This window comes from Rhodobacter sp. 24-YEA-8 (assembly GCF_900105075.1).
Lineage (GTDB): Bacteria > Pseudomonadota > Alphaproteobacteria > Rhodobacterales > Rhodobacteraceae > Pseudogemmobacter.
Map to the genome: position 1 here is coordinate 412,972 of NZ_FNSK01000001.1, position 26,855 is coordinate 439,826.

General features: G+C 58.8%; 23 protein-coding genes, 1 tRNA gene and 1 pseudogene. 11 read left to right on the top strand and 14 right to left on the bottom strand.

Going from position 1 to position 26,855, the window contains the following annotated elements:
- Nucleotides 1-5: 5 nt before the first annotated feature.
- The 3 genes from fusA (at nucleotide 6) to BLW25_RS02090 (ending at nucleotide 4,486) form a co-directional block, all read left to right on the top strand.
- Nucleotides 6-2,123 carry an elongation factor G gene (gene fusA / locus BLW25_RS02080; RefSeq protein WP_092895893.1) on the top strand — a complete coding sequence of 706 codons (2,118 nt, stop codon included), beginning with the start codon at nucleotides 6-8 and terminating at the stop codon, nucleotides 2,121-2,123.
- Between the two features lie 79 nt (nucleotides 2,124-2,202).
- Nucleotides 2,203-3,378 (top strand): elongation factor Tu, encoded by a 1,176-nt coding sequence (gene tuf / locus BLW25_RS02085; protein ID WP_092895895.1) that lies wholly within the window; start codon nucleotides 2,203-2,205, stop codon nucleotides 3,376-3,378.
- A 157-nt stretch (nucleotides 3,379-3,535) separates the two neighbouring features.
- Nucleotides 3,536-4,486, top strand: a complete 951-nt coding sequence (locus tag BLW25_RS02090; protein WP_092895897.1) for an endonuclease/exonuclease/phosphatase family protein — start codon at nucleotides 3,536-3,538, stop codon at nucleotides 4,484-4,486.
- Between the two features lie 59 nt (nucleotides 4,487-4,545).
- On the opposite strand, the gene BLW25_RS02095 is transcribed toward BLW25_RS02090, so the two are convergent.
- The 11 genes and pseudogenes from BLW25_RS02095 to rpmH form a co-directional block, all read right to left on the bottom strand.
- Nucleotides 4,546-4,866: a hypothetical protein gene (locus BLW25_RS02095; RefSeq protein ID WP_092895899.1), complete on the bottom strand. Its 321-nt coding sequence runs from the start codon at nucleotides 4,864-4,866 to the stop codon at nucleotides 4,546-4,548.
- Between the two features lie 125 nt (nucleotides 4,867-4,991).
- Entirely contained in the window at nucleotides 4,992-5,762 is a 771-nt protein-coding gene (locus BLW25_RS02100; protein WP_092895901.1) for an amino acid ABC transporter ATP-binding protein, read from the bottom strand.
- Between the two features lie 9 nt (nucleotides 5,763-5,771).
- A pseudogene (locus tag BLW25_RS24845) lies at nucleotides 5,772-6,416 on the bottom strand (amino acid ABC transporter permease); the annotation flags it as partial.
- Nucleotides 6,417-7,596: 1,180 nt separating this feature from the next.
- Nucleotides 7,597-9,186: an amino acid ABC transporter permease gene (locus tag BLW25_RS02110; protein ID WP_092895903.1), complete on the bottom strand. Its 1,590-nt coding sequence runs from the start codon at nucleotides 9,184-9,186 to the stop codon at nucleotides 7,597-7,599.
- 141 nt (nucleotides 9,187-9,327) lie between these two features.
- Nucleotides 9,328-10,344 (bottom strand): amino acid ABC transporter substrate-binding protein, encoded by a 1,017-nt coding sequence (locus BLW25_RS02115; RefSeq protein WP_092895905.1) that lies wholly within the window; start codon nucleotides 10,342-10,344, stop codon nucleotides 9,328-9,330.
- A gap of 230 nt (nucleotides 10,345-10,574) precedes the next feature.
- Nucleotides 10,575-11,282 carry an ATP12 family chaperone protein gene (locus BLW25_RS02120; RefSeq protein ID WP_092895907.1) on the bottom strand — a complete coding sequence of 236 codons (708 nt, stop codon included), beginning with the start codon at nucleotides 11,280-11,282 and terminating at the stop codon, nucleotides 10,575-10,577.
- A gap of 1 nt (nucleotide 11,283) precedes the next feature.
- Nucleotides 11,284-12,336: an RluA family pseudouridine synthase gene (locus tag BLW25_RS02125; protein WP_092895909.1), complete on the bottom strand. Its 1,053-nt coding sequence runs from the start codon at nucleotides 12,334-12,336 to the stop codon at nucleotides 11,284-11,286.
- The gene (locus BLW25_RS02130; protein ID WP_092895911.1) at nucleotides 12,333-12,689 is read right to left on the bottom strand and encodes a fluoride efflux transporter FluC; all 357 of its coding nucleotides are present in this window, start codon (nucleotides 12,687-12,689) and stop codon (nucleotides 12,333-12,335) included. The genes BLW25_RS02125 and BLW25_RS02130 overlap by 4 nt, the downstream gene beginning before the upstream one ends.
- Entirely contained in the window at nucleotides 12,686-12,982 is a 297-nt protein-coding gene (yidD, locus tag BLW25_RS02135; protein ID WP_092895913.1) for a membrane protein insertion efficiency factor YidD, read from the bottom strand. The genes BLW25_RS02130 and yidD overlap by 4 nt, the downstream gene beginning before the upstream one ends.
- On the bottom strand, nucleotides 12,979-13,518 hold the full coding sequence (gene rnpA / locus BLW25_RS02140) for a ribonuclease P protein component (RefSeq protein ID WP_092895915.1): 540 nt from the start codon (nucleotides 13,516-13,518) through the stop codon (nucleotides 12,979-12,981). The genes yidD and rnpA overlap by 4 nt, the downstream gene beginning before the upstream one ends.
- A gap of 41 nt (nucleotides 13,519-13,559) precedes the next feature.
- A complete protein-coding gene (gene rpmH, locus BLW25_RS02145; RefSeq protein ID WP_092895917.1) occupies nucleotides 13,560-13,694 on the bottom strand; it encodes a 50S ribosomal protein L34 in 135 nt (44 codons plus the stop codon).
- A 489-nt stretch (nucleotides 13,695-14,183) separates the two neighbouring features.
- On the opposite strand from rpmH, the gene BLW25_RS02155 reads away from it, so the two are divergent.
- A complete protein-coding gene (locus tag BLW25_RS02155) occupies nucleotides 14,184-15,575 on the top strand; it encodes a sensor histidine kinase (protein ID WP_092895921.1) in 1,392 nt (463 codons plus the stop codon).
- A 58-nt stretch (nucleotides 15,576-15,633) separates the two neighbouring features.
- Nucleotides 15,634-15,710, top strand: a tRNA-Arg gene (locus tag BLW25_RS02160).
- A gap of 156 nt (nucleotides 15,711-15,866) precedes the next feature.
- Here BLW25_RS02160 and BLW25_RS02165 read toward each other — a convergent pair.
- Nucleotides 15,867-16,589, bottom strand: coding sequence for a helix-turn-helix domain-containing protein (locus BLW25_RS02165; RefSeq protein ID WP_092895923.1), 723 nt, complete (start codon nucleotides 16,587-16,589; stop codon nucleotides 15,867-15,869).
- Between the two features lie 217 nt (nucleotides 16,590-16,806).
- Here BLW25_RS02165 and BLW25_RS25295 point away from each other — a divergent pair, with 217 nt between their 5' ends.
- The 6 genes from BLW25_RS25295 (at nucleotide 16,807) to BLW25_RS02195 (ending at nucleotide 23,005) form a co-directional block, all read left to right on the top strand.
- Nucleotides 16,807-17,043: a helix-turn-helix domain-containing protein gene (locus BLW25_RS25295; protein ID WP_092895925.1), complete on the top strand. Its 237-nt coding sequence runs from the start codon at nucleotides 16,807-16,809 to the stop codon at nucleotides 17,041-17,043.
- Nucleotides 17,044-17,254: 211 nt separating this feature from the next.
- Nucleotides 17,255-17,938, top strand: coding sequence for a TnsA endonuclease N-terminal domain-containing protein (locus BLW25_RS02175; RefSeq protein ID WP_143040416.1), 684 nt, complete (start codon nucleotides 17,255-17,257; stop codon nucleotides 17,936-17,938).
- The gene (locus tag BLW25_RS02180; RefSeq protein ID WP_092895929.1) at nucleotides 17,935-20,037 is read left to right on the top strand and encodes a Mu transposase C-terminal domain-containing protein; all 2,103 of its coding nucleotides are present in this window, start codon (nucleotides 17,935-17,937) and stop codon (nucleotides 20,035-20,037) included. Before BLW25_RS02175 ends, BLW25_RS02180 begins: the two co-directional genes overlap by 4 nt.
- Nucleotides 20,027-20,974, top strand: coding sequence for a TniB family NTP-binding protein (locus BLW25_RS02185; RefSeq protein ID WP_171909455.1), 948 nt, complete (start codon nucleotides 20,027-20,029; stop codon nucleotides 20,972-20,974). The genes BLW25_RS02180 and BLW25_RS02185 overlap by 11 nt, the downstream gene beginning before the upstream one ends.
- Nucleotides 20,971-22,806: a TniQ family protein gene (locus BLW25_RS02190; RefSeq protein ID WP_092895931.1), complete on the top strand. Its 1,836-nt coding sequence runs from the start codon at nucleotides 20,971-20,973 to the stop codon at nucleotides 22,804-22,806. Before BLW25_RS02185 ends, BLW25_RS02190 begins: the two co-directional genes overlap by 4 nt.
- Entirely contained in the window at nucleotides 22,796-23,005 is a 210-nt protein-coding gene (locus BLW25_RS02195) for a hypothetical protein (protein WP_092895933.1), read from the top strand. The genes BLW25_RS02190 and BLW25_RS02195 overlap by 11 nt, the downstream gene beginning before the upstream one ends.
- Nucleotides 23,006-23,409: 404 nt before the next feature.
- On the opposite strand, the gene drt3b is transcribed toward BLW25_RS02195, so the two are convergent.
- Nucleotides 23,410-25,374 carry an antiviral reverse transcriptase Drt3b gene (gene drt3b, locus BLW25_RS02200; RefSeq protein ID WP_092895935.1) on the bottom strand — a complete coding sequence of 655 codons (1,965 nt, stop codon included), beginning with the start codon at nucleotides 25,372-25,374 and terminating at the stop codon, nucleotides 23,410-23,412.
- A complete protein-coding gene (gene drt3a, locus BLW25_RS02205) occupies nucleotides 25,367-26,644 on the bottom strand; it encodes an antiviral reverse transcriptase Drt3a (protein ID WP_092895937.1) in 1,278 nt (425 codons plus the stop codon). The genes drt3b and drt3a overlap by 8 nt, the downstream gene beginning before the upstream one ends.
- Nucleotides 26,645-26,855: the final 211 nt, after the last annotated feature.

Genomic DNA, 26,855 nt, shown 5'->3' on the forward strand with positions numbered 1-26,855 from the left:
GCCAAATGGCACGCGACTATCCGCTTAATCTCTATCGTAACTTCGGCATCATGGCCCACATCGATGCCGGCAAGACGACCACGACCGAGCGTATTCTTTTCTATACCGGCAAGAACCACAAAATGGGCGAGACGCATGATGGCGCCTCGACCATGGACTGGATGGAACAGGAGCAGGAACGGGGGATCACCATCACCTCGGCTGCCACCACCACCTTCTGGGAAAAGACCTACGACGGCACCGCGGCGACCTCGCCGAAGCACCGCTTCAACATCATCGACACCCCCGGCCACGTTGACTTCACCATCGAAGTCGAACGTTCGCTGGCAGTTCTCGATGGCGCGGTCTGCCTTCTCGACGGTAACGCCGGTGTGGAGCCGCAAACCGAAACGGTGTGGCGTCAGGCCGACCGTTACGGCGTGCCGCGCATCGTGTTCGTCAACAAGATGGACAAGATCGGCGCTGACTTCCAGAAGTGCCTCGACATGATCAAAGACCGCACCGGCGCGACCACCGCGCCGATCGCGTTCCCGATCGGTGCCGAGGACCATCTGGAAGGTATCGTTGACCTCGTCACGATGGAAGAATGGGTCTGGGAAGGCGACGATGTCGGCGCATCCTGGGCGCACCGTCCGATCCGTGACGACCTGAAAAAAGAAGCCGAGACCCGTCGCGCGACTCTCGTCGAGCTTGCAGTCGAGCAGGACGATGCTGCGATGGAAGCTTACCTCGAAGGCAAAGAGCCTTCGCAGGACGAGCTGCGCGCGCTGATCCGCAAGGGCACCCTGGCGATGGCATTCGTGCCGGTTCTGGGCGGTTCTGCGTTCAAAAACAAAGGCGTGCAGGCTCTGCTGAACGCTGTTGTCGATTATCTGCCTTCGCCGCTGGACGTGAAACCCTATATGGGCTTCGCACCGGGCGACGAGACCGAGACCCGCAACATCCAGCGTACCGCAGACGATGCCCAGCCCTTCTCGGGTCTGGCGTTCAAGATCATGAACGACCCCTTCGTCGGCTCGCTGACCTTCACCCGTCTCTATTCGGGCGTGATGAAAAAAGGCGACAGCCTGCTCAATTCGACCAAAGGTCGCAAAGAGCGCGTTGGCCGTATGATGATGATGCACGCCATCGAGCGTGAGGAAATCACCGAAGCCTTCGCCGGCGACATCATCGCGCTTGGCGGTCTGAAAGAGACCACCACCGGCGATACGCTCTGCGATCCGGCAAACCCGGTCGTTCTGGAAACCATGACCTTCCCGGTCCCGGTTATCGAGATCGCCGTCGAGCCGAAAACCAAGGCTGACCAGGAAAAGATGGGCATCGCTCTTGCCCGTCTGGCTGCCGAAGACCCCTCCTTCCGGGTTGAAACCGATCAGGAATCGGGCCAGACCATCATGAAGGGCATGGGCGAACTTCACCTCGACATCCTCGTCGACCGTATGCGTCGCGAGTTCAAGGTCGAGGCGAATATCGGTGCACCGCAGGTGGCTTATCGTGAGACGATCTCGCAGCAGCATGAGATCGACTACACGCATAAGAAACAGACCGGTGGTACGGGTCAGTTCGCACGCGTCAAGCTGGTGATCACGCCGACCGAGCCGGGCGAAGGCTACTCCTTCGAGTCGAAAATCGTTGGTGGTGCTGTTCCGAAGGAATACATCCCCGGCGTCGAAAAAGGCATCAAATCCGTCATGGATTCGGGCCCGCTGGCAGGCTTCCCGGTGATCGACTTCAAAGTCGCTCTCATCGACGGTGCTTTCCACGACGTCGACTCCTCGGTTCTCGCCTTCGAAATCGCAGCGCGTGCAGCAATGCGTGACGGTCTGAAGAAAGCCGGCGCGAAACTGCTTGAGCCGGTGATGAAAGTCGAAGTGGTGACTCCGGAAGAATATACCGGCGGCATCATCGGCGATCTGACCTCGCGTCGCGGCATGGTTCAGGGGCAAGACACCCGGGGCAATGCAAACGTGATCAACGCGATGGTCCCGCTGGCGAATATGTTCGGCTATATCAACAACCTGCGTTCCATGTCTTCGGGCCGCGCGGTGTTCTCGATGGAATTCCACCATTATGACGCCGTGCCGGAAAACCTGAGCCAGGAAATCCAGAAGAAACACGCCTGATCCGGCGGGAGGGCGTCCGCGCCCTCCACCCCCCAAATGCCGCGAAACTCGCGGAGCAAGAATTTGAAGGAGTTGCCAAATGGCAAAGGCAAAGTTTGAACGGAACAAACCGCACGTCAACATCGGCACGATCGGCCACGTTGACCACGGCAAGACGACCCTGACGGCCGCGATCACCAAATATTTCGGTGACTTCAAAGCCTATGACCAGATCGACGGTGCTCCGGAAGAGCGCGCCCGCGGCATCACGATCTCGACCGCTCACGTTGAGTATGAGTCGGAAACGCGTCACTACGCTCACGTTGACTGCCCCGGCCACGCCGACTACGTCAAAAACATGATCACCGGTGCTGCCCAGATGGACGGCGCGATCCTCGTTGTGAACGCCGCTGACGGCCCGATGCCGCAGACCCGCGAGCACATCCTGCTCGGCCGCCAGGTGGGTATCCCCTACATGGTCGTCTATATGAACAAGGTCGACCAGGTCGATGACCCGGAACTGCTGGAACTCGTCGAGATGGAAATCCGCGAGCTTCTTTCGTCCTACGAATACCCGGGCGACGATATTCCGATCATCAAAGGCTCGGCTCTGGCTGCGATGAACGGCACCAATCCGGAAATCGGCGAGAACTCGATCCGCGAGCTGATCGCGGCTGTCGACGCCTATATCCCGACCCCGGAGCGCGCTGTTGACCAGCCCTTCCTGATGCCGATCGAAGACGTGTTCTCGATCTCGGGCCGCGGCACCGTTGTGACCGGTCGTATCGAGCGCGGCGTAATCAACGTCGGCGACGAAGTCGAGATCGTCGGCATCCGCCCGACCTCGAAATCGACCTGCACCGGTGTCGAGATGTTCCGCAAGCTGCTCGACCGCGGTGAAGCCGGCGACAATATCGGCGCGCTGCTGCGTGGCGTCGACCGTGACGGCGTCGAGCGTGGTCAGGTTCTGTGCAAGCCGAAATCGGTTCTGCCGCACACCACTTTCGAAGCTGAGGCCTATATCCTCACCAAGGAAGAGGGTGGCCGTCACACGCCGTTCTTCGCGAACTACCGTCCACAATTCTACTTCCGCACCACGGACGTGACCGGCATGGTCAAGCTTCCGGAAGGCACCGAAATGGTGATGCCGGGCGACAACCTGAAGTTCGAAGTCGAGCTGATCGCGCCGATCGCTATGGAAGAAAAACTGCGCTTCGCAATCCGCGAAGGCGGCCGCACCGTTGGTGCAGGCGTCGTTGCGAAAATCATCAAGTGATCTGAAGCCTTCGGGCTTTGTGATCCAGAGGCCGCCCTTCGGGGCGGCCTTTTTCATTGCAAGCCCCGGGCGGGGGGAGCCCGCAGGTGCCAGAGGCTATGCCTCGTTACAATTTAGCGCCAGGATAGCCTGGCCTGATTTTTGTGCGGAGGTTTTCATGCGCCTTTCGATTCTGGCTGTACTGACCCTGTCCCTTATGCCGTTGCCCGTCGCGGCCGAGACCGTGTTGCGGGTGATGAGTTTCAATATCTGGGGCGGGGGCGTGAATGAGGATAAGGACGTCTCGGAGACGGTCGCTGCCATCCGTGCCGCAGGCGCAGATATCGTGGGTCTGCAGGAGACCCGGGCAGAGCCTGAGGATTGCAGTGCCGAATCCTGCGATGCGACCGGTCACTCTGTGGCAAAGGCAATTGCCCAGGCGCTTGGCTGGCACTGGTACGATCAGGAGGGCGGGGCGCCGGCGCTCTGGGCCAATGCGGTGATCTCACGCTATCCGATTGGCGAGGCCAGCCCGCATGAGCTTGGTGTCAGGATTGATGTGGAGGGGAGGGCGGTCTGGCTCTTCAATATCCATCTCGATGATGAACCCTATCAGCCCTACCAACTGCTCGGGATTGAATATGGCCCGGCGCCATTCCTGACCACGGGGGAAGAGGCGGCGGATTGGGCGCGGCGGACCCGGGCCAGCGGGATGGATTTGCTGGAGAAAGATCTGAAATCCGCAGAGGGTGCGCCGGCGGTGTTCGTGACCGGTGATTTCAATGAGCCGTCCTGGCTGGACTGGACCGGGGCTGCGGTGGAGCAGGGCACGCATCCGGTTGTGGTCGAATGGCCGGCGACGAAGCGGCTCGCCGATCTTGGCTTTACCGACGCCTATCGCGCGATCTTTCCCGATCCTGTCGCAAAGCCTGCTTTCACCTGGGCACCGCGTTATGACGAGGCGGCCACGGATGACCACCCGGACCGGATCGACCAATTGCTGGCAAAAGGCGAAGGGCTGCGGGTCATTGATGCTGCCATCATTGGTGAAGATGGGCCGCGCAGCGATATTGTTGTGATGCCCTGGCCCTCGGATCACCGGGCGGTGGTTGCGGAATTCGCCTTCTGACCCCTGCCGGGCGGTGTTCGCCCGGGGGTGGACCCCGGGCAAAGGCTTCGGAGCGAAGCTCAGCTATCGCAGGCTTCGACCGGCGTGCGGACCTCATAAGTCACCTTGCCGGTCATCCCTTCGGGCATCGGCTGCGGGTCAAGCCAGATGTCGATATCGCAGCCATCGGTGTCGATTTCCCATTTCACGCTGCCATCTTCGGCGTGGCGTTCATATTCAAGCCCGTCGATGGGGCGCCCGCCGAGACGCTCGGCCACGGCCTCGCTGGCGAGGATGGTCTGCATCTGCTCGATCCGGTCGAAATAGGGCGGCAGGGCGGCCAGGGCCGGCAGGCTGCCAAGCACGATGACGGCGGCGGCGAGGGGAATGGTGCGGGACATGAATGCTCCTTTGAAAGCGTTCTTTCAGTGATAGCCGCCAGGCCTGTGATTGTAAGGCAGGATTGCGTCAGAAGCGAAAACCCGCCAGCGGGTGCGGCGGGTTTTCAGGGTGAGTTGCGGGTAAGTCAGTGGCCGAGGATCTGGCTCAGGAAAAGCTTGGTGCGCTCGGATTGCGGGTTCGAGAAGAACTCTTTCGGCGCATTCTGTTCGACGATCTGGCCCTGATCCATGAACACAACGCGGTTTGCCACGGCCTGGGCAAAACCCATTTCATGGGTGACGCAAAGCATGGTCATGCCCTCTTCCGCGAGCTCGATCATGGTGTCGAGTACCTCTTTGATCATCTCTGGGTCGAGGGCCGAGGTCGGCTCGTCAAAGAGCATGATCCTGGGGCGCATGCACAAAGACCGCGCAATGGCGACCCGTTGTTGCTGGCCCCCCGACAACTGGCCCGGATATTTCAGCGCCTGATCCGGGATCTTCACCTTGGTCAGGAAATGCATCGCGGTTTCTTCGGCCTGTTTTTTCGGGATCTTGCGAACCCAGATCGGCGCGAGCGTCAGGTTTTCCAGCACCGTCAGATGCGGGAACAGGTTGAAATGCTGGAATACCATCCCGACCTCAGAGCGCACCTTGTCGATATTCTTGAGGTCATTGGTCAGTTCGGTGCCGTCGACGATGATATTGCCGGACTGGTGTTCCTCCAGCCGGTTGATGCAGCGGATCATCGTTGATTTCCCGGACCCCGAAGGGCCGCAGATCACGATCCGCTCGCCGCGTGCCACCGTCAGGTCGATATCGCGCAAGACATGGAACTGGCCGTACCATTTGTTCATCTTGCGGATTTCGATCGCGATTTCGCCCGGGACGTCCGGGATCTTCTGTGCCTGGCTCATGATGCGTCCTTAGCGATGGTCTGTCTTCAGCTTGCGTTCAAGATACATAGAGTATCGTGACATACCAAAGCAGATAATGAAGAAGATGGCGCCGACGAATATATAGGGCTCCCAGTAGATACCCTTCCAGTTGATGTCGGCGCGCACGGTGGTGGTAACGCCCCTCAGCGGGTCGAGAAGACCGACGAAGGAGACCAGGGTCGTATCCTTGAAGAGCCCGATAAAGGTCGAGACAATGCCGGGGATCGAGATCTTCAGGGCCTGGGGCATGATGATCAGGCGCTGCGCCTGCCAATAGGTCAGACCAAGACTGTCACCGGCCTCATACTGTCCGCGCGGCAGGGCGGCGAGACCGCCCCGGATCACCTCGGCCAGATAGGCGGCCGAGAAGAGCGATGCGAGGATGATCACCCGCAGGATCAGGTCGAAATTGGTCTGCGGCGGCAGGAAATACTGCAGAAGCAGGGAAGCAGTGAAGAGGAGGGTGATCAGCGGCACCCCCCGGATGAACTCGATAAAGCCGATCGAGAGCATCTTCATCAGCCACATGTCCGATCTGCGCCCAAGCGCCAGCATGATGCCGAGAGGCAGCGAGGCCGCGATGGCCGTGACCCCGATGATCAGGGCCAGCAAGAAACCCCCGATCATATTGGAGCCGACCGGCGCAATCGTCAGCGGCAGGTCGGTTGCCATATAGGAAACCATCTTCGGTGCCTGGTACAAAAGCCAGCCACCGCCCGCGAGCAGCCCGGCGAGAACGCCGATCACGACCGACCGGTTGCGCGCCGCGACAAAGACCAGCGCGAAGGCAAACAGCGCGCCGAGGCTGATCATCGCCGCCCAGGCGGGCAGGGTCTCATAGCCGAAAAGCCGGGCGAGGTCGGTGAGATTGTAGTTCAGTACCGCGCTGATCACATACATCACCGCGAGCAGGAGCCAGATCGCCGCCGTCAGCAGCATCACGACGAAAGAGGCGAGGGCACCGAAAGCCATGGCCAGGATATTCCCGCCCTGGCCAAAGCCCTGCCAGAAAGTTGCCATGCGCAGCCGCGCAAAGAAATCGGTCGAGATGGCATCGCTGTAATTGATCACCACCGAGGCCACCCAGGCCGCGGCCAGGGCCACGACCAGCGCAAAGGCATCATTCAGCCATTTATTGGGGTTGTTGTAATAGAGCCGGGCCACCAGGGCACCAAGCGCTATGGCCAGCAGCTGCGTGACCGGTGACCAGAACGACCCGCCCCAGATCAGCCAGATCGAGATGAAAGGGAAAAGCCCGGTCACCCAGATCAGCGCCGCCGGGCGCAGGCTCGCCGTTACCCAGATCACCGCGAAAATTGCGGCAGTCGCGGCAAAGGCAAGGCTGTTTGCGGATATCGCGTAAAGCGCGGCAAGGGTCGCGATACCCGCGAAACCGACCATATGGGCGCTCTTGCGGTCTTTCCAGAACAGGATCGGTGCCAGCGCGGCAAAGAGCAGCCCGCCGGTGAGCACCGGGCGCCAGTATTGCTCGGGCGGGAAAAAGCCGAACAGGAACTGGTGCCAGCGCGCTTTGATCACTGCCCAGCAGGCGCCGCTTTCACCGCCCGCTGCCGCGACGATCTCGCGGCATTCCGCCAGCGAATTGGCGTTCCAGACCGAATGCCACCACCAGGGGAAGGCTGTCCAGATCATCCAGATCGTCACCAGAAGCCCGGCAAAGGTCAAAAGCGTATTGACCGGCGAAGAGATCAGGTTCTCGCGCAGCCATTTAACCGCTCCCGCCTCACGCAGTGGCGGCGGCGCCGGGCGCAGCATTTCCTCGCGGACCCAGAGATGCGAAGTCTCGGTCATCTCAGCGCTCCTTCAGCTTTACGGCAGAGTTGAAGGCATTCATGCCCGAGGAAATGATCAGGCTGATTGTCAGATAAATCAGCATCATCAGGAGCATACATTCTAGCTCGCGCCCGGTCTGGTTCAGCGTGATGCCGCCCAGCGTGCCCCGCAGATCAAGGTAAGAGACCGCGATCCCCAGCGAGGTGTTTTTCGTGAGGTTCAGATATTGGCTGATCAGCGGCGGGATGATCACCCGCAGGGCCTGAGGCAGGATCACCAGCTTCATCGTGCGGCCCGGGCGGAGGCCAAGGGCAGCGGCAGCCTCGGATTGCCCGCGCGAAATGGCCTGGATCCCCGCCCGCACGATCTCGGCGATGAAGGCCGAGGTATAGAGCGAGAGCGCAATCAGGAGCGCGGTGAAGGAATGCATCACCTGGATGCCGCCCTGGAAGTTGAAGCCCTGGCTCACGCCCTGATCATTCACCGGAAAGCCCGGCAGCTCCCAATGCAGGCCAAGCGCGGTCAGCAAAATGACCAGGGGCAGGAAGAGGATCAGGAGCGAGATCCACCAGGTCGTCGGGCGGCGGCCGGTCTCTTCCTGAAGTTTGTTGGCGCGCCGGGTGACCGAGCGATTTGCAAGCACCGACACGATGATCACAGCCAGCACCGCCAGCACCGAGAAATTCACCGGCACAGAGGCGATTTCCGTACCGCCGAGCGGGCGGTCCAGCAGCGGCGATGGGATATTGGTGCCGCGATTGGTCAATGCGATGGAATCGAAGAAGAATTTCGAGGCCGCGGGCTCTGTGGGCCCGATGGCGCTGGCCTCGCTTTCGGCCAGAACCGGCGAGAGTGAAGGGCTGAACACGGTCAGGGCCGCGATGATCCACAAAATCGCCGGAACGGCTGTGATCAGCGCCGCCTTACCGGCGTCAAACCGGCTGCGGGCATATTGCCAGGCCGCGCCGGTAATACCGATAAAGGCGAGCAGCCAGAGCAGGAAGGCCGGTGAGGAAACCTGCAGGCCGGAAAGGCGCGCCGCAAGCCCATAGCCACCGGCCCTGGCCTCCAGCCCTTCCAGCGCGGCCCGGCTTTCAAGGATTGCAGGCGTGATCTTGAAGGCCGCCGGCGCCGGCATGGTCTCGGAGATCACCACGAAGGTCAGAAGGATCCACAAAAGCAGCGGCACATTGCGGAAGATCTCGACATAGACCGTCATCAGCCGCGAAATCAGCCAGTTGTTCGACAGCCGCAGGATCCCCACGATCACGCCGATCACCGTGGCCAGAATACAGCCGAAAAACGCCACAACCAGCGTGTTCAGAAGCCCGATGATAACCGCGCGGCCATGGGTGGAATCGTTGGTATAGGGGATCAGGGTCTGCTCGATATCATATCCGGCCCTGACCCAGAGAAAGCCGAAATTGATGTCCTTTCCCTTGGCGTCAAGGTTGCGGATCACATTATCCGTCAGCCAGCCGATGAAGAGCAGGAAGAGTATAAGTGCGATCACCTGGAGCGTGATGGCACGGAAACGGGTGTCATAAATCAGCATCGAAAGGCGAAAGCCGCCCTTCGACGCCTCCGCCCGACTGGTGGCAAAGGCCATGAATTCCCCCTGAGCCCGACCGCCTCCGGCTTTTGCCGGTTATGGTACTGCCGCAATCGGGCAGTCCGTGGTCGTGATTGTTCTGAGTGTTTGATCTTAAAGAACTGGGGGCGCGCCTTTCGGACGCGCCCCCGGGGCAGATCAGCGCATCGGCCAGGCGTATTGCAGCCCGCCTTGCGTCCAGAGCGCATTCAGACCGCGCGCCAGACCGATCGGAGTACCGGTTCCGAGATTTGCTTCAAAAATCTCCCCATAATTGCCGTTGGCGGCAATCGCACGTTTCGCCCAGTCATTGTCGAGACCGAACATCTTGCCCATTTCGCCTTCAAGTCCAAGCAGACGGCGGATTTCGGGGTCAGTGGAGGAGCCGGCGACCTCTTCGATATTGGCTTTGGTGATGCCTTTTTCTTCGGCGATCAGCAGCGAGTTATAGGTCCAGCGCACAATATCGCCCCAGACATTGTCCCCATGGCGCACGGCCGGCCCGAGCGGCTCTTTCGAGATGATCTCGGGAAGGATGATGTGGTTTTCGGCATCCGCCATGGTTGCACGACCAGCCGCCAGGCCCGACGCGTCGGTCGTATAAGTGTCGCAGGCGCCGGCGAGATACTGGCGTTGCGCCTCAGAGTCGTCCTGAACCGTGACCGGGGTATAGGTCATGTTATTCGCCTTGAAAAAGTCGGCAAGGTTCAGTTCGGTAGTGGTGCCGGTCTGGATGCAGACAGTGGCGCCTTCGAGTTCCTTGGCCGAAGAAACGCCCAGGTCTTTTTTGACCATGAAGCCTTGGCCGTCATAATAATTGATGCCGACAAAATCGAATTTCAGGTCAACGTCACGGGTGAAGGTTGCGGTCGAGTTGCGGACAAGCAGATCGACCTCACCCGAGGCCAGCGCGGTAAAGCGCGTCTCGCCGGTGGTAGGAACAAATTTCACCTTGGTCGGGTCGCCAAGCACGGCGGCGGCAACCGCGCGGCACAGATCGACGTCAAAGCCGACCCAGGTGCCATTCGCATCCGCCATGCCAAAGCCGGTGAGGCCAACATTGACGCCGCAATTCAATTCGCCGCGCGCCTTAACATCATCGAGCGTGGCCGCACTGGCAGCGCCTGCGAGCATGGTGCTGGCCGCCAGCGCGCCGATGATTGCTGATTTCTTCATAATTACCTCTTCCTGAGCTGCCGCCATCGGCCGGGCCGCGGCGGGGGTGTCGCCTGACTGTTCGCAGGCTGTCTCTCGGGTCTTTGATCGCCCGATGAGCATATTTTCAGAGCAAGGTCGCTTATCGGTCAATAGCCGAGGTACGAATGCGGGAAAATCGCCGTTTTTCCGGGCGTTGTGCCGGAAAAATGCTGCTCAGATCAGCTTTCCCGGGAAATCAGCCTGAATTGTTACCCGCACAATCCGTAGAATCGCCAAGCAAAGTCAAAGGCCGCCCGCTTCACGGCCTCAGTTGCGGCGGCGTCCTCATCGACGCCCCATTGCTCGCTTTGCCAGCTTTCATCGAGGCGCGAGGCCTCCCAGGCTTGCCCGGCGTCAATCCTGCCGGAGATCAGCGCCAGCGCAAGCACCAGCGAGCCGGAAATCGCCACCAGATCGTGGAAGGCGGTGAGGCGGAAATTGTCCAGCGCGGCAACTTCGGCGGTCAGCCGGGCGAGGCTTGCCGCAGGCTGCGCCACCGGCACCACGCCGGCGGTCACGGCAAGTGGCGCCTGCAGGCTCTTGGCCGCCCAGTCGAGGATCGGGTTCCAGACCTCGGCCTGGCGGGTGACAAGGGCAAGCGGGCGCTCGGCGCGGTAGCACAGCAGGTCGGTCTCGCCGTAGGCCGCGAGCATGGTCACCACGGCCTCGCGCTGCTGGCTGAGCTTGTCGACCGCCGAATTGGCCGAGCGGGTCGCCGGCATCGATTCGGGATCGATCTTGCCCTGTTGCGCCTCCCACTCCGTGGCGATCAGGTCCGCCAGCGCCCGCGTCGGCACGATCAGCGGCGCCTTTTGCGGCGTGCGGATCGGTCGACCATCCAGATGGACGGTGAAGCCGCCATCGGCTTCGGCAAGGCGTGTCTCTTTCCAGAACCGTTTCGGGGCCCAGGCCGACATCTCAGCGCCCTCCGAAGGTTTTGAACGGATCAGAGGGGACGTCGTCTTCCTTCCAGTCCAGGGCTTTCCAGGTGCGTTTCATATGGTCGGGCAATGGCGCCTGGAAGAGCATCTCTTTTTTGGTGATCGGATGTTCAAACCCGATGGACCGCGCATGAAGATGCAGCTTTTTCGACAGATCCCCGCCGATGCCCGCCCCCCAGCCATCGCCCGCATTTTCCATATCGCCGCCGCCATATTTTCCATCCCCCAGAATGGGATGGCCGATTTCCGCCATATGGGCGCGCAGCTGGTGGGTGCGGCCCGTCACCGGCTCCAGCGCCATCCAGCTCAGCCTTGTGCCAAGGAACCAGAGGGTGAAGTAATCGGTCTGGCTGCGTTTCGCGTCCGGGTAATCCTTGGCCTGAGCGGGGTGAATGGCGATCATTTTCTCGCCTTCGCCGCCCCGGCCACGGCCTGGCGCCTTCATCAGGTGGAACTTGATCGAACCCTGCTTGGGATGCGGCACGCCGGCGACCACGGCCCAGTATATCTTGCGGGTCAGCCGGTGGCGCAGCGCCTCGGACAGCGCGCGCGCGACGCGGTCGGTCCGCGCCAGCAGGAGGATCCCCGAAGTGTCTTTATCCAGCCGGTGCACCAGCTTCGGCCGGTCCTTATAGCCGAATTTCAGTGCCTCGGTCAGCCCGTCGACATGGCGGTCACCCTGGCCCGACCCCCCTTGCGAGGGCAGGCCCGGCGGCTTGTTCAGCACGATGATATGTTCGTCTTTCCACAGCACCGCGGCCTGGATCATCTTTGCATCGGCATCCGAGACGCCTTTGGTCTGTTCGCGCACCGGCGCCTCGGCCGCGGGGAGGGGGGGGACGCGGATCGTCTCGCCCGGCTGTACCCGGTCTGCCGCCTTTGCCCGCCCGCCTTCGATGCGGATCTGGCCGGTGCGGCACATCTTTTCGATATTACCCTGGGTCAGCTGCGAAAAGCGCTTTTTCAGCCAGCGGTCCAGCCGCTGTTCGCCATCATCTTCGGTGACCTGGATCAGTTGAACGCCGCTCATGAAAGCTGCCTCGCTAAAGTAACGCCGAGGAAGACGGCGAAGAGTGAAAAGAAGACCGAAACCGCGACATATGCCAGCGCTTCGGCGAGGCGGCCTATTTCGATAAGTTTCAGTGTGTCGAGTGAGAAGGCGGAAAAGGTGGTGAAACCGCCGAGAAGGCCGGTCATCACCACCGGGCCGAGCAAGAGGCGCTGGCTCAGCATGACCCAGGCGAGACCGATCAGAAAGCTGCCGGTGATATTGATGGCCGCGACGGCCCAGGGCGCGCCGAAAAGGGAAATGATCAGATGGCGCAGCACAGTGCCGGCGGCCCCCCCAAGAGCGAGGGCAAAGAGGCCAGAATAATGCATCATTTCTTCCCCCTTATCAGCGGGTTTTCTGCGGCGGGCTTTCCCTTTTGCAACATTTTATCAAATTCCGGGTCAGAGCCGGGCACCGGATCATAACCCGCGCCCCCCCAGGGATGGCAGCGGCAAAGCCGATATGCGGTAAGCCATCCGCCCTTAAGGCCGCCATGCCGTGACAAGGCCTCCATCGCATAGGCCGAGCAGGTCGGCTGAAACCGGCAGCCATGCCCGACCCAGGGGCTCAGAAGCAGCCGGTAGCCGCGCACGGGCAGCGAGACGAGGAAGGCGAGGGGGGTCATTGCCCTGCTCCGGCGGGTGGTGGCACTGGCCCGGTCGCAGAGTCGCGCGGCGGCTTTGGCGCCCTCTCTCGATGAACCGAGGCGAAGGCCTCGCGCAGATCGCTTACCATGTCACTGAAAACGCGGGAGAGAGTTGCCTCTGGCCGCGCCACCAGAACGTAGTCCCAGCCGTCGCGACCAAGCTCGGGCAAAACGGCCCGCGCCACTTCTCGCATCCGCCGTTTGGCCCGGTTGCGCGCCACCGCATTGCCGATCTTCTTCGAAGCGGTAAAGCCGATCCGCGTGACCTGATCGCCATCGCGCCGGTCGCGGGCCTGAAGCAGGAAAGATGATGTCCCTTGACGCCGCGCCGAAGCGGCTTTCAGGAAATCTTTACGCTGCGGGATGACCACAAGCGCCGAACTGTTTGATTTGTGCAATTCCGTCACGGACTCTTCCCATCTGCGGGCAGTTGGATGTTCCAAAACGGAAACCGCCGGAGGCTTTTCGGGCTGTCCGGCAAATTGCCTCATACCCTTTGCCTCCGGCGGTGCCATTATCCGTTCCTCCGGCCCTGCAGGTGCAGGGCGGTGGCAGATCAGGCCGAAAGAACCTTGCGGCCTTTGGCGCGGCGGGCAGCCAGCACGAGACGGCCACCTTTGGTGGCCATGCGGGCGCGGAAGCCGTGGCGACGGGCGCGAACCAGCTTCGAGGGTTGATAGGTGCGCTTCATTGCGGCATTCCTTCTGCGTTTGTTGTGGCCAGGGGCCTGTTTCCAGGCCTTTCGGCCATATCTCGCGGCCTCGCGGCCATATCTCAGTCGGATGCCTGTCGCTGCCTTCCCACTGCGCCTGGACGGCGCGGGATTCGCGGACGTTGATCCTGAAGCCCGGCCTATAGGGGCAGCCGGCGCCCAAGTCAACGTATCCTGACAGGAAACCCTGCTGTTCTGGCGTTGTTTTGCAGCTTTTACATGGGTCTTCCCATACTGTCCAACCTGCCCGCGATTTGCTAGATATTTTCAGGAACGGGCGGATCATGCGGATCCCCGCCGCGCACGGCCCGCCGAAACGGGGCGAAAGCCTCTGGCGGGACTGCAGCGGGCGGCAAACCGGGGCGGCAGAACAGACGGCCAGCGCGGAAGGCCAGGCCGAAGGAGGGACGGGTGACGCAGAGGCAAAGCGGGCGGCGGTTTTTGCGGACCTTGTCCGGCCGTTTCCTCATGCTGACGGTCATTTTCGTCCTTCTGGCCGATGTGCTGATCTTTGTTCCCTCGCTTGCCCGCTACCGCGCTGATTTTCTGCTGGAACGCTTGCGTCAGGCGCAGATCGCGGTGCTGACACAACTGGCCTCGGACAGCGGCGTCTCGCCTGAACTCGAGGCGGAACTGCTTGCCAATGCCGGGGTCTATAACGTGGTGTTGCGGCGTGATGATATCCGTCAGCTGGTGCTGTCCTCGCCGGTGCCGGAACCGGTCCATGCCGATTACGACCTGCGGCTTTCGGGCCCCTGGGAGCTGATCCGCGATGCTCTGTCGACGCTGTTCGACGCCGAGCACCGGGTGGTGCGGGTGATTGGCAGCCCGGTCCAGGAGGGCGGCCAGCTGATCGAGATCACCATGCCGCAAGAGCCGTTGCGCAAGGCGATGCTGCTATACGCCTGGCGGCTCCTGCTGTTTTCGGCGCTGATCTCGGCGGTGATGGCGGTGCTTTTGTTCCTCGCGGCGCAGCGGCTGATCGTGCATCCGATTCGGCGCGTGGTACTGCATATGAAGGCCTATGCCGAGGCGCCCGAAGATGCGCGCACAGTGATCGAACCCTCGGCCCGGGTCGAGGAATTGCGTGAGGCCGAGGAGATGCTGGCCACCATGCAGCGTCAGCTCACCGGCGCGCTGAAACAGCGGGAACGGCTGGCGCAGCTTGGCGGCGCGGTGGCAAAGATCAGCCATGATCTGCGGAACATCCTGACCACGGCGCAGCTGTTCGCCGACCGGATTGAGGGCAGCGCCGATCCGGTCGTGGCACGCTCTGCGCCGAAACTGGTCAATTCGATCAGCCGCGCGGTGAGCCTTTGCGAGGCGACGCTGACTTTCGGTAAGGCAGAAGAGGCGCCGCCGCAGCTGACGCGTTTTCCGCTGGCCGTGCTGGTGAATGAGGTGATCGAAGGCGAGGGGCTGTCCAGCGGCGAAGAACTGCCGCCCGCGGCTCTGGTGACCTCACTTACAGATATCGCAGCGAATCTCTCGCTTCGCGCCGATCGCGAACAGCTTTACCGCGTAATATCGAACCTGATCCGGAATGCGCGGCAGGCGATCGAGGCGACCGGCCAGGCCGGCACGATCGAGATCTCCGCCGGAGAGAGTGATTCTGAATGGTGGATCAGGGTGGGTGATACCGGCCCGGGCCTGCCGCCAAAGGCGCGCGAGCATCTTTTTGCGGCCTTCCAGGGCGGCGTGCGCAAGGGCGGCACCGGGCTTGGCCTCGCGATTTCCTCCGAGTTGGTGCGCGGCCATGGCGGCCGGATCGAGCTTTTGCACAGCGATTCCGAGGGAACGGAGTTCATGATCCACCTCCCGAAGATAGCGCTTGTCATCGATCCGCAGCAAATCGAGTGAGGCTGCATTTTGTCTCTTGCATCCCCCCGCCGCGCCCTCTAGATACCGGCCTCACAGCGGACCCATAGCTCAGCTGGATAGAGCACCAGACTACGAATCTGGGGGTCGGGCGTTCGAATCGCTCTGGGTCCGCCATAGAATTCATTGTAAACTCCAGGCAAAACTGCCTTTTGCGTCACGAAATTGCCTCGTGGCGCGGTTCGGCATGTCTGGGATTCGGTTCAGTGCCGTTGTGGCGAGAGGCGTTCCCGCTTCACAGGCAACATGCTCACCCAGGCCCTTCCCGCACCATCACGAGGCTGCCTTCGCCCCAGATCGCTTTGAACCGCGCTGGTTACGAAGTGGCAGACCGAAGCAAACGCGACGCAATGTCTCTTGCCCCAGAAGAACCCACAGACTGACCAGCAGAATAAGGCCTACGGCCAATCCCTCGTCGTTTGGTCCGTGCCGCCAAAGTTCGCTCCCGCCGAGATTGAGCTCGGCGATCCGGGCGATGACGAAGGTGGCCACCGCAACCTGCACAATCCAGCAAGCCTGAACCCACCGCTCATAGCGTGCTTCTCCAAGGCCTGTCTGAATTTCCATCTCCGACGAAGACGGTGATGCCTTCCAAGCCACACTTATGGGCTCATCGACGCCTTGAGCGGCAGGCACAACCTCAGACGGTATGCCGTCACTAGTGCTTGGGACCGGCAAGGAAAAAGCTGTCTCCTCTTCAAGAGGCGATACCACGACCACCTCATCTTCGCTGAGGTCGTCACTAACGAGAACGCTGACGGCTTCGCCGCCGGGCAATGCAGCTTCGGGCTCGGGAGGGGTTTCCAAGAGTTGAGCCCGCTCCAGCAGCCCCGACGGGAGTTTGTGCAGGCCGCGTTCATACTTTTCATAGGTCGAAGGAATCAGGCCAAGAAGCGGCGCAAAGCTGTGCTGCGTGTGCCCAAGCCTCAAGCGAATCTGCCGCAGCTTTCGTCGCCCGTCTGATTCGAATTTTGGCCTTTTCAGTCGCCCCCTCACCGCGCGCACTCCTCCGCATGCCAGCTGTTACGGCAGCATAGCACCTTTTTTCATTTGGAGCTAAAGTGCCGAGTCTTTTAACGAAAGCCGCCATATCCGACCAGAATCCGACCAGTGCATGAAGCTCTTAAGCGGGTGTTCAGGCTTGCCAAGCCCAGTTTGTGGCCTGTTGAATTCGGGCTATTAGCAATTGCGAAAGCGCGAGCGTAGAGCCCAAATGTCTACAAATCCCCGGCAAGCATTTGAAAACCATGAGCGCCTAAAGGCGGAGCTGCGCATTCGCGGCACATCCCTGGCGCAGATTGGTCGTGACCTAGGGATCTCCGGGACATCGATGTCGCTTGTGGGCCTTGGAAAACATCGCTCAAAACGAGTCGAGCGCGCCATCGCCGAAGCACTCGGGACAACGCCGGAAAAGCTTTACCCGGAGCGGTACAGGGAGGGTGGCGCATGACCTAGCAGACACTCGAAGTAGAAAAGGCCCCGAGGGCTGGAACCGCTCAAGGCCTTTCGAGATGTAGTCGAGTAGGACCCGCTACATCTCCATCATGACTCAAACAGAAACGCCGGTCAATCTCGCAGTCAAACTGCGGGCCGGTTTTCATCGCCATCATGACAAGGAGAACCCCTGTCGCTGCAACCGCAGTCGCAGGGCCTGAGCAACCATGCATCACGACACCCCATATCAGCCGCCTCTGCGCAGCCGCGCGACACGAAGCTTTGCTGCACGATCCAAGTCCAGCGTGCGCGGTTTTCTTTTTGCCCATCTGCGCGCACAAGACCGCCCGCGCCAGATCATTTATGAAAGCAATCTCGAGCGTCGAGTCCTGCTGACGTTTCTGGCGCGTCGTGACCTCGTCGACATCTGGGATCAGCCAACGGCGATCCCGTTTGCCACGTCAGGCGGAACGCTGCGCCATCATACGCCAGATTTCCTCGCGTTTCTTGATACAGGACTTCGTTTGGCTATTGCAGTGAAGCCTCAGGCATCTGTCGAGCGTCTCCGGTTCAGAGAAGAACTTGCTCAGGTGCGCGGCGCGATGTCACCGGCATATGCCGATGAGCTTTTGCTGGTCACGGACGCCGATCTGAACGATGCAGACGTGCGCAACGCCGAACTTTTGCACATTGCCCGGCATACTGTAGATGTGGACGCGATCCGAACAATCTGCACCTTTCTGGCTGACCTGAAGGGCGCGCGAACCTTTGCCGAAGTTCTGGAACAGAGTGGCCTTGCTGAACGCGGCTGGGCTGCACTGATCTGTGCCATAAACGCCGGAGAAGCCACCATTGATCCTGGGCGCAGAATCGCCAGCCAGACACTCGTCTATCCGCGAGGTGTCAAATGAACCGCCCGCTTGTTGGTCCGACTGATGCCGTCCGCATCAAGGGGCAGGTATTTGCGTTCATCGCAAATGACGAGACGGGCGGGCGGCTCGTGCCGGTTGGCGGCAACGCAGACGAGATGCACGTAACCACCAGTGAACTAAACGAAATTCTGTGCTCCCAAACTGCCTGGGTGGAACATCGCTATTTCGGTGAGGCGCAGGCTAAGCGCCGCGCGGTGGCGGGCCATCAAGTGCTTACCACGCTGCCCGAGACCGAGCGCGAATTGATCATGTGGAAGGTCAGGTGCTGCGAGGTGTTTCTGGCAGCTGAGCGTGATGGCGAGGTTAGCCGCACAGACGCAAGCTTTTCGGCATTTCTGCCAATACTTGAAAAACGCGTCCGAGATGGGGCGGCAGACGGCGCTCGAAAAACCGGCCTGCGAGCGGGCGACCTGCTGAGCCATCGCAGGTCACCTAGTCTTCGCAGTCTGTTGAGCTGGGTGCGCATCTGGGAGCCGCACAAGGACCCTCTCTTGCTGTTAAAGCGGTCACGATATGCGGGGCGCAATGCTGTGCGCTTGGGGCGTGACGAGGATCAGGTTATCCAGTCGTGCCTGCCGAATTACCTGCATCCCAATCGTCCATCTCAGTCTCATGTGGTTCAGGACGTTCATGCCGAGATCCGCAGACAAAATGCTGTTCGGTCAGAGCAAGGGCTGCCGCCGTTACGAATGCCGTCGGCGAGCTCCGTGCGCAGGCGCATCGCGGCACTAGGTCGGTTCGAGGTGACAGCGTCGAGGGAAGGCCTTGCCGTTGCCAAGGGGCGCTATGGGCCGGTGGGGCGGGGGCTCGATGTCGAGGTTCCCCTTGAACGGGTGGAAATGGATGAATGGAAGGTGGACCTTCTCGCGATCCTTGAGGCCGCCGGAATCGAGCCGACCGCTGATCAGCGCAGGGACATGGCGCTTGGTCGCTATTTCCTCTGTGTGGCAATCGACTGCGCTACCCGTTGCATTTTGGGTATAAAACTTGCCGCGAGCGCCTCCACCGCCGATGCGCTCGCGACACTCTGGCTGGCGCTCACCGATAAAAGCAACATGGCACGGGCTCTGGGCTGTCGCGCGGGATGGCATCAATCTGGCCATATCACGCAGGTCGTCGTGGATAACGGCAGCTCTTTCGTCAGTTCCGAGTTCAAGGCGGCTGTAGCTGATTTGGGGATCGGCTATGATGTCATGCCCGCTGGCGTTCCAAAGCTTCGGGGGCGGATCGAGCGGATGATGCGCACTTTCGCGCAGAACATGATGCCGTTCATGACAGGACGGACGTTCTCAAACCCAGTCGAGCGCGGCGATTATCCGTCAGAAGCTTTTGCAGTGCATACCGCACAAGATCTGGTTGATGCCTTTGTACGCTATATCGTTGATAACTACCATCAGCGCGAGCATCAGGGCCTGGACTACAACAGTCCTGCGCAGAGCTGGGAAGCGGCGACCAAGACCTACCCGGTGCCACAAGCGCCCAATCGGCATACACTGCGCGCGATACTTGGGCTGGAAGTCCGACGAAAATCAGGCAGACACGGCATCCAGTTGATGAAGCTGCGCTTCCATTCCGAGGAACTGGCCCGTCGTTTCGAACGCCATGGCGGCGAAGATATGCTGCTGCGCGTCGACCCTGAGGATTTAGGGTACATTTCTTGCTGGATGGACGATGCATGGCACGTTCTTGCCTGCACAAGCGCTGACATGCGCGGCGTTCCGGTGGAGAGCTGGAAACGGGCCGTGCTGGAAGCCTATCAAAGTAATCGCTCCGCCGCCCGCTCTGGACAGCTTCTTGTCGATGACGCGATCCTTGGCCTTCGGGAGATAGACGAAACCGCGCGCGCACGTCGTCGCCTTGGCCCCATCAACCTGAGCGCGGAAGAGTTGGAGCGCGCAGAGCGAAATCTCTTCCTCGGCGTTCGTTTTGATGGCGGGCAAGATAGCGAAGCTGACCCTCTACGGATTCCCGGACAAGCGATTGGACTGAAGGTGCCGTCAGCACCAAATCCACGTCTCCCAACCCCCGATGATGTTGGTGATGGTGATGTGGACTGGAGGTTCAGCGATGAGGAATGATCCATCTACACGGGCCGTCATCCAGGACCTTAGGGGAGCGTTCATCCCCAACGAGGCATTTAACGCGCTCAAAGACTTGTTCGAAACCATGTTGGACCAGCGGCGCGCCGATCTCGCTGCGGGGCGTTTAACAAATGTCCGAAGTATCGCGCTGGTCGGGGGATCGGGCAGTGGTAAATCAACACTGATAAGGCATCTGCGTGAATCGCGCAGTGATCTGGTCATTGCCGAGGGTGAAGCCCCCTGTGAGTTTGCATCACAGCTGGTGCCGTCTCCGGCGACAATGAAGTTCGTGGGTACGGCGATTTTGCACGCCCTCGGCTATCCACTGGCCCGGGACAAATCCGCGCCGGTCATCTGGGGGATGGTCGCTGATCAGCTCCAACGGCGAAAAACGCTTTTCCTGCATCTGGATGAGGCGCAGGATTTGGCACGCTTCCAGACAGATCGAGAACGGCAGTCTGTCGTCAACACCCTGAAGTCTATGATGGAAAACAGGACGTGGCCGGTGAGCCTGATCCTTTCCGGCACGCCTGAACTCAAGAAGATAATCAATCAGGACCCGCAGCTTGCGAGGAGGATTTACCCCGTGGCGATACCCCGGCTGACGGTTCCCCGTCATGTGAATGCCGTGGTGGAGTTGACCCGTCGATATGCCGAACGTGGTACTCTGACAGTGGGTGCAGATTTGGCAGGGGATGAGTTTGCGCGCAGGCTGTTGCATGCTGGAGACTATGAGTTCGGGCTGGTTGCCGAAATCATAGTACAGGCGGCCTGTCGCGCGCTTGGTGTCCGGGGGCGGGGGGCAGCCCTTACTCTCGAAGACTTTGGCCATGCTTACAGAGAACGTACCGGCGCGGCTCCGATGCTGAACCCGTTTCTTGCGACCGACTTCGTCGCGATAAATGTCCGACGCATTTTGGACGACCCGCAATGAACCGTCTCGGCCTGCGCATCCCGTTAATAGACAGGGAAATGCCCTCTTCCTTGGTATCTCGCCTGGCGCGCCTTCATGGCACGAACCCCCGCGACTTTTGTTCCGATATGGGGCTGCAATGGCCCCATATCTGTTCTGCGCATCCTGAGCAGCTGTCGCGATTGGCAAAGCTTGCAGATGTCAGCTTGTTCCGGCTTCTCCGGTGGAGCGGTCCGTTGGTCAGCCCTTGTCGCTATCGGGTTGGATACGAGATCGCAAGCACAGGAGTATTCCGCCGTGCGGTGACCCGCATCTGCCCGCGCTGCGTGGTGGAGGGGCAAGCAAAAGGCTTGCATGCCGGGCCGTTTCAAAGGGTCGAATGGCTGGTGCAGAGCATTCATGTTTGCTCCGATCATCACACAGCCCTGCTGAAGCTGCCGAATGCGCGGCATGCGCACGACACATACGATCTCCTGACCCAGATCGAGCGCCATCAGGGGATAATCCAGAGGGCGGCAGATTCAGATGGATCAACATTTCCGACGGGGTTTGAGGATTACGTCCTCAGCCGGATTCAGGGGCGCGCGGCAACAAGCTGGCTCACGCCCTTAGAATTGCAACATATGCACCGGGGATGCCTGACCCTCGGCGCGGCGTTACTTTTCGGGTCCTCAAAAAACAGCACGGCGCTCGATGTCGTGCAAAGCAGGGCAGCGCTGGACCGAGGCTATAGCGTGTTGCGGAGCGGACCGGCACAGCTTCTGGCCGCGCTGACAGAGCTCAAGAAGGCATACCAGACGGAAAGACCCTACTTTTCAACCGACATGGGCGATTTCTACACTTGGCTAAAGGAGGAGGTCGAAGAGCCAAAGCTTCAGGAAATGCGCCATGCCGTGCGGAACTTTATCACCGAGAATTACCCTCTCCGCTCCGGGATGAAAATTCTGGGCGAAGAAATCTCAATGGGGAGACGGATGACCTTTTCTGACGCCCGGCAAGTCTCCGGCATTGCTCGTGCACGGATGGCGACAACTTTGGGCCACCTTCGCCCCGCCAGCCGGAATACCGCTGGAACTGTCACCGATGTCAGCGTCGAGGACATCCAGACGGTAGATGCATTCTGGCGCAATCACAGCAATCTCAAGGATGCGGCAGAACGCCTTGGCTTGCATCCTGCGCAGATTAAGGCGTTTATCGAGGTAGGCGTGCTGGAGGCTGTCCGCCTGAGTTCCGCCCTGCGATACGTAACCAACGCATCGATTGATGCTGTCTTGGTGATGGTTTCCAACGCGCCGGTCGACCATCCGAACTCAGAGCTTCTCCCCATAGCCGAGTTTAGCCAAAGTCGTTGCATTTCAATGGCCCGGGTGGTGTGCGCGGCGCTGGATGGCAAAATAATAGATGTTCGCCGCAACCCAGACCTTTCTGGCATCAGGTCCCTACTGATCGATAACGGGCAGTTGCCAATCAGGCAGCGGCGAAGGCACAAGATGGATATGTCGGTCACCGAGGCCGCCGAGCATCTTCAGATCGGTGCGATGGGGGTGCGAGCGCTGCGTGATTCTGGCTACCTTGTGCAAGTGCATCGCAGAAACCCCGATACTAACCATCAACGGGCGTTTATCACTGTTGAGAGCATCAGCCGGTTCGAAGTCGAGTGCGAGACCCTAGGCCAGTTGGCAACCCGTATGGGCGTTCGCTCTATGCACCTAGCGAAATGGCTCGATAATGCTGGTATAGACCCAGTGGCGACAAAGGGACGTATGGTTCGAGTCTATCGCCGGGCGGAGCTGCCCGGATATCTGGGATGCACCTCGCCCCATGCTGAAAAGGACTACGCCCATGCAACATGACCTGCATCCGGATAGCCACGAGTTAGACGATTGGGCCATCTACGGACCAAAAGATCCTCAGATCTCCACACTGGTTGCGCGTCTGGCATTCCGTCACCGTATGCGGGTCAAGGACATCGAAGCCGTGATTGTTACCTCGCTACGAGAGCAACTGGCGAAGGAAGAGGCAAGGCAGGGTGCGGATGGGGAGCCGGGATGATGGTACGAGAAGGTAGAGAAGGGCGGAAAGCTGACGGAAGGCGGCGCGGCATCGCGCGCGCGGCGGGCCTGGGAAAGCGGTCGGTCGTCTGTGGCGCAGGGATGGCCCTACCCCGCACCGCGTCTTGGGCGGAGGCTGCTCGTTCCCTGCGTCCTAGCCGACCGACCGATATGCACAGGAGCTCGTAATACCCTTTGCTGCATTTCTGAACGCCCGAGTAAAAGCTGCGCCCTGCGTACAGAAGGTGATGACAGAAGACACGCTCATGTGTGTAGTATGCCACGATATAAGAAAGATCCGCACCACCCGAGGGCAATGTGCGCAACGACCAATACCACGACTCAATGAGTTTCGATTGCTCGAGACTCACAATCTAGCGCAAGAATTCTGCCACCTCTTTCATGCTACGATGCATAATATACGGGCTGCAACCTTCTAATCAGCAACTTAAACTCACTCCCCTGATCCTGCCAGTTAGTGTGGCGCAATCGCAACATTAGATCTTCAAAGCTGCTCTTCGAAAGGCGCGTTCCCCCTAGCTTCTTGGAAAAGGTTTCCCAACGCAAAGTCTGGTCGACAGATTTGCAAGAGAGAAAATCACAGAAGATTAAATAGTCCTCGGCGTTGATCTTCGGGTCGCAATCTGCGCTGCTCAAGAATTCAGAGATTCTTTTGCAAAATTTCTCCCTTCTTTCGTTTTCTTCGGCTGCGTCGTGGTGCTGAAGATCAGTCGGAGAAACGCTATTCATATAATGGAGTGCGCAGATGACCGAAAAGTAGCCTTCATGCCTTCCCTCAAGTATGTTTTCTATTAAACTTTGCGTGCTCTCTTGCTCACAGAAGGAAACAGGATCGACCATAAGGCCAACCAAGAATGTATTGAGGATTTCCAAGGGCAGGGGCGCGCTCTTACTATCGTAATTACTTGCTAGAAGCTGGCTGAGTTCATAAGCGATATGGGCCTTAAGCGCTAAGCGCTCGGAATTGGGAAACACACCAACTAGGGAAACAATTTTCCTCAATAGAAACGCAGATCGTATGATGGGCGGAACCCGAAAGTCGACTGAGATCAGGTAAAAGATAATCCGAACGGTCAGTTTGATGCGCCCAAACAATTCCTCTAGGGCAAGGTCCATATGCTCGTGGCCCAACTCGAGCTTCCCAAGCCGACTTATAATCCTGTCGATTGCCGAGAAAACTTCCGAGAAAGAGTTGACAAAAGCCTGGCGCTCAGATCCACCCAAGAAACGCAACGCATCAAGTGCTTTCCGGCCCGATCTTTGCGCTTCAAGGGTGATAGACGGCTTTTGCTCATCAATTTTTATATCCTCGCCGAGTGCTCGTTCCAGAACCTCACATACCTCACCGACCTCATGTTTCACACGAGAGATTCGGGTTACAAATGGCCGCTGAAGGTCTTCGCGCTTTTCGGAATTCAGGAATAATTTATACTCCTCTAGGCTGTCCGCCAGTAGATCTTCTAGGATATTAAGTGTGTCGACACTCTTAGCAAACAGGTGAAAGTCATCGACATACCGTCGAATTACGTAATCCTTCTCTGATGCGAATCCCCGCAATGCGGCGCGCCGCTCCAAGTCAAGGTCGACACGTTGGAGTAGGATTTCCGCAAAAATACGAGACACTTCAGGCCCGACAACAATACCTGCAGTTTCATTATAGTTTGCCTTCTGCATCACTGTATCAAATTGCTGCTCGAACGAGTACTGATTTGCATTCCTCTTCGAGAAAGACTTATCCTTCTGGGCCCAGGAAATAGAGTGCGTATAGATATTGAAGAAGCACCTAGATACGTCGAGTGTTCTAAGGTGACTAAATCGGCTCTCGAGTCGGACGAGTTCATTTGACGAGAAGAAGAGGTTGAGAAGAAGATATTTCTTATAGGCGAAGAAGGATGGGGAATACTCTGTACCAATTGCCTCGCCAAAATTCTGATCAGGCAGGCCAAGCGCCCATCTTTTCCTAATATTCGTGGTGCTTCCTTTCAGATAAATCTTCTGGGTTGCTGCTGGGTGCCGCAAGGAGAATGTACTCCGGGCACATGACTGAACGATAGAATTTTCAAAGTCCGCGATGAACTTCGCAATTTTCAGTTGATGTGCAGGGTGAATGATCGCGAGGGTGTTCCTTGTACGGTGCGACCTATTTATCTTGTATAGAAATGGCTTCGTGAACTCGGAGTTCTCATGCCTCAACTGGTCGACAAATTTACGTTGCTGCGCCGGGAGTTCGTCAATTTTCAACTCGGAAAGGAATAAATTATCGTTCGTGAACCCGAGCGGTAGCTCATAAGGTAGAGTTTCGGTGAGAATAGCTCTGAGCTCGCGCAGGCGAGTATCAATATTACTCATGCCCCCAAACCTTGCAAATCTGTCCAACCCTCGCTCTCGTGTAGCGTTTTATTATCTTCTTCTTAAAGCCCTGCGCGAAGGAGATTGCAGCGAGCTCAGCTTTGGCGCCTGGAGGCAGGATGGATACCTTCGAGGAAAATTCGCTGTTTGATCCGAAGAGTGCATTTTTCAAGACAACATCCAGAGCAACTAATTCGTGAGCATTATGGTCTCTGAAAGTTCGACCGTTCTTTGATGCAGGATAGTGACCACAACGGGAGTAATTGTAATGAATTCCAGTTCTAATTTTTTGCTTCCGCGCACCTCTAGTGTGCCGAGTTTTGTATACCGATTGATTTGCACTCAAGTAATTTATGCGATCGATCAAGAGCTTTTCGTCGCCATCCCGCACGAATGCGTGGAGGGACAAGAAAAGCCGAGTCTTTCTCTTTTTCAGCTTCGCCTCAGCAATAGAAATATCGAACTGCCGCGAAGCGTATTTTGAAACCTTACCTTGCGCTGCAATCTCGTAGCCAAGATATGTATACTTTGAGACCGGTATAATCTCCGTAGGCTTTAATTTCATTAAAGCGTCAACTGAGCACGTCTCTGTCTTCTCATTCAGCTCGAGCCCAATTTCTCCTAGCTCTCGCTTAATAATAGGGATAATTTCCACGTTTGGCAGCGAGAAGATGATCATGTCATCGGCATAGCGAAAATACCGGTGAACGCCGTGCGTCTTTCGTATGATCTGATCGAAGCGACGAAGCGCAATCTCTGCAAGAACAGCACTCAAAGCTAGCCCTCGCGGGGCAACATTCCGCGGAATGGATCCCGCGACATATATTTGTCTCAACACGGCCTTGACGCTTGGGTTTGTTCTCGTGTCAACCAAGAGCTGCCTAACAATTAGCTCGGCATCCAATCTTTCGTAAAACGACTTTATGTCGCATTTGCTGACTAGGTAAGGTGTTGCCTCGCTCGTCGCTTCGATGATACCGTTCAGAATATCTTCACGATTTGGCAGGCTGATGCCGCACTGCTTCCTTAGTCGCCGATATGTTGCCCTTAATATTAGGTCTGTCTCAATATCGGCAGCGAAATAGATCGTTTTCCCGGACTTATCGATCTTATTGCTTATTGCTAAGTTGGGTGGCGCCGAGGCCGCACGATTCGCTGCCGAGGCAACTATCGCGTCGATGTTCTTCTCCACATCAACCTGCCACTTTCCCGAATCGCCTACACGAAAGTGTTGCTTCAGTGCATCCTCTACATAGGGAGATCGTATCATGCCTAACTACTTGTGGGAGATGGGAGTTTTGATCGCACGTCAGTTATTTATCTCAGCATACTTTCGCTCGGCTTCCAAGTCCGGATTGTAGCTCATTTGCCGCGCCGGTCGTCGCGTCGACCAGTCTGCGGTGAGGGCGATAAGCGGAGCTTGGATTGATCATTGTTCGAGGGATTTCTTATGCGAATCCCTACGAAAACAACACTGCAGC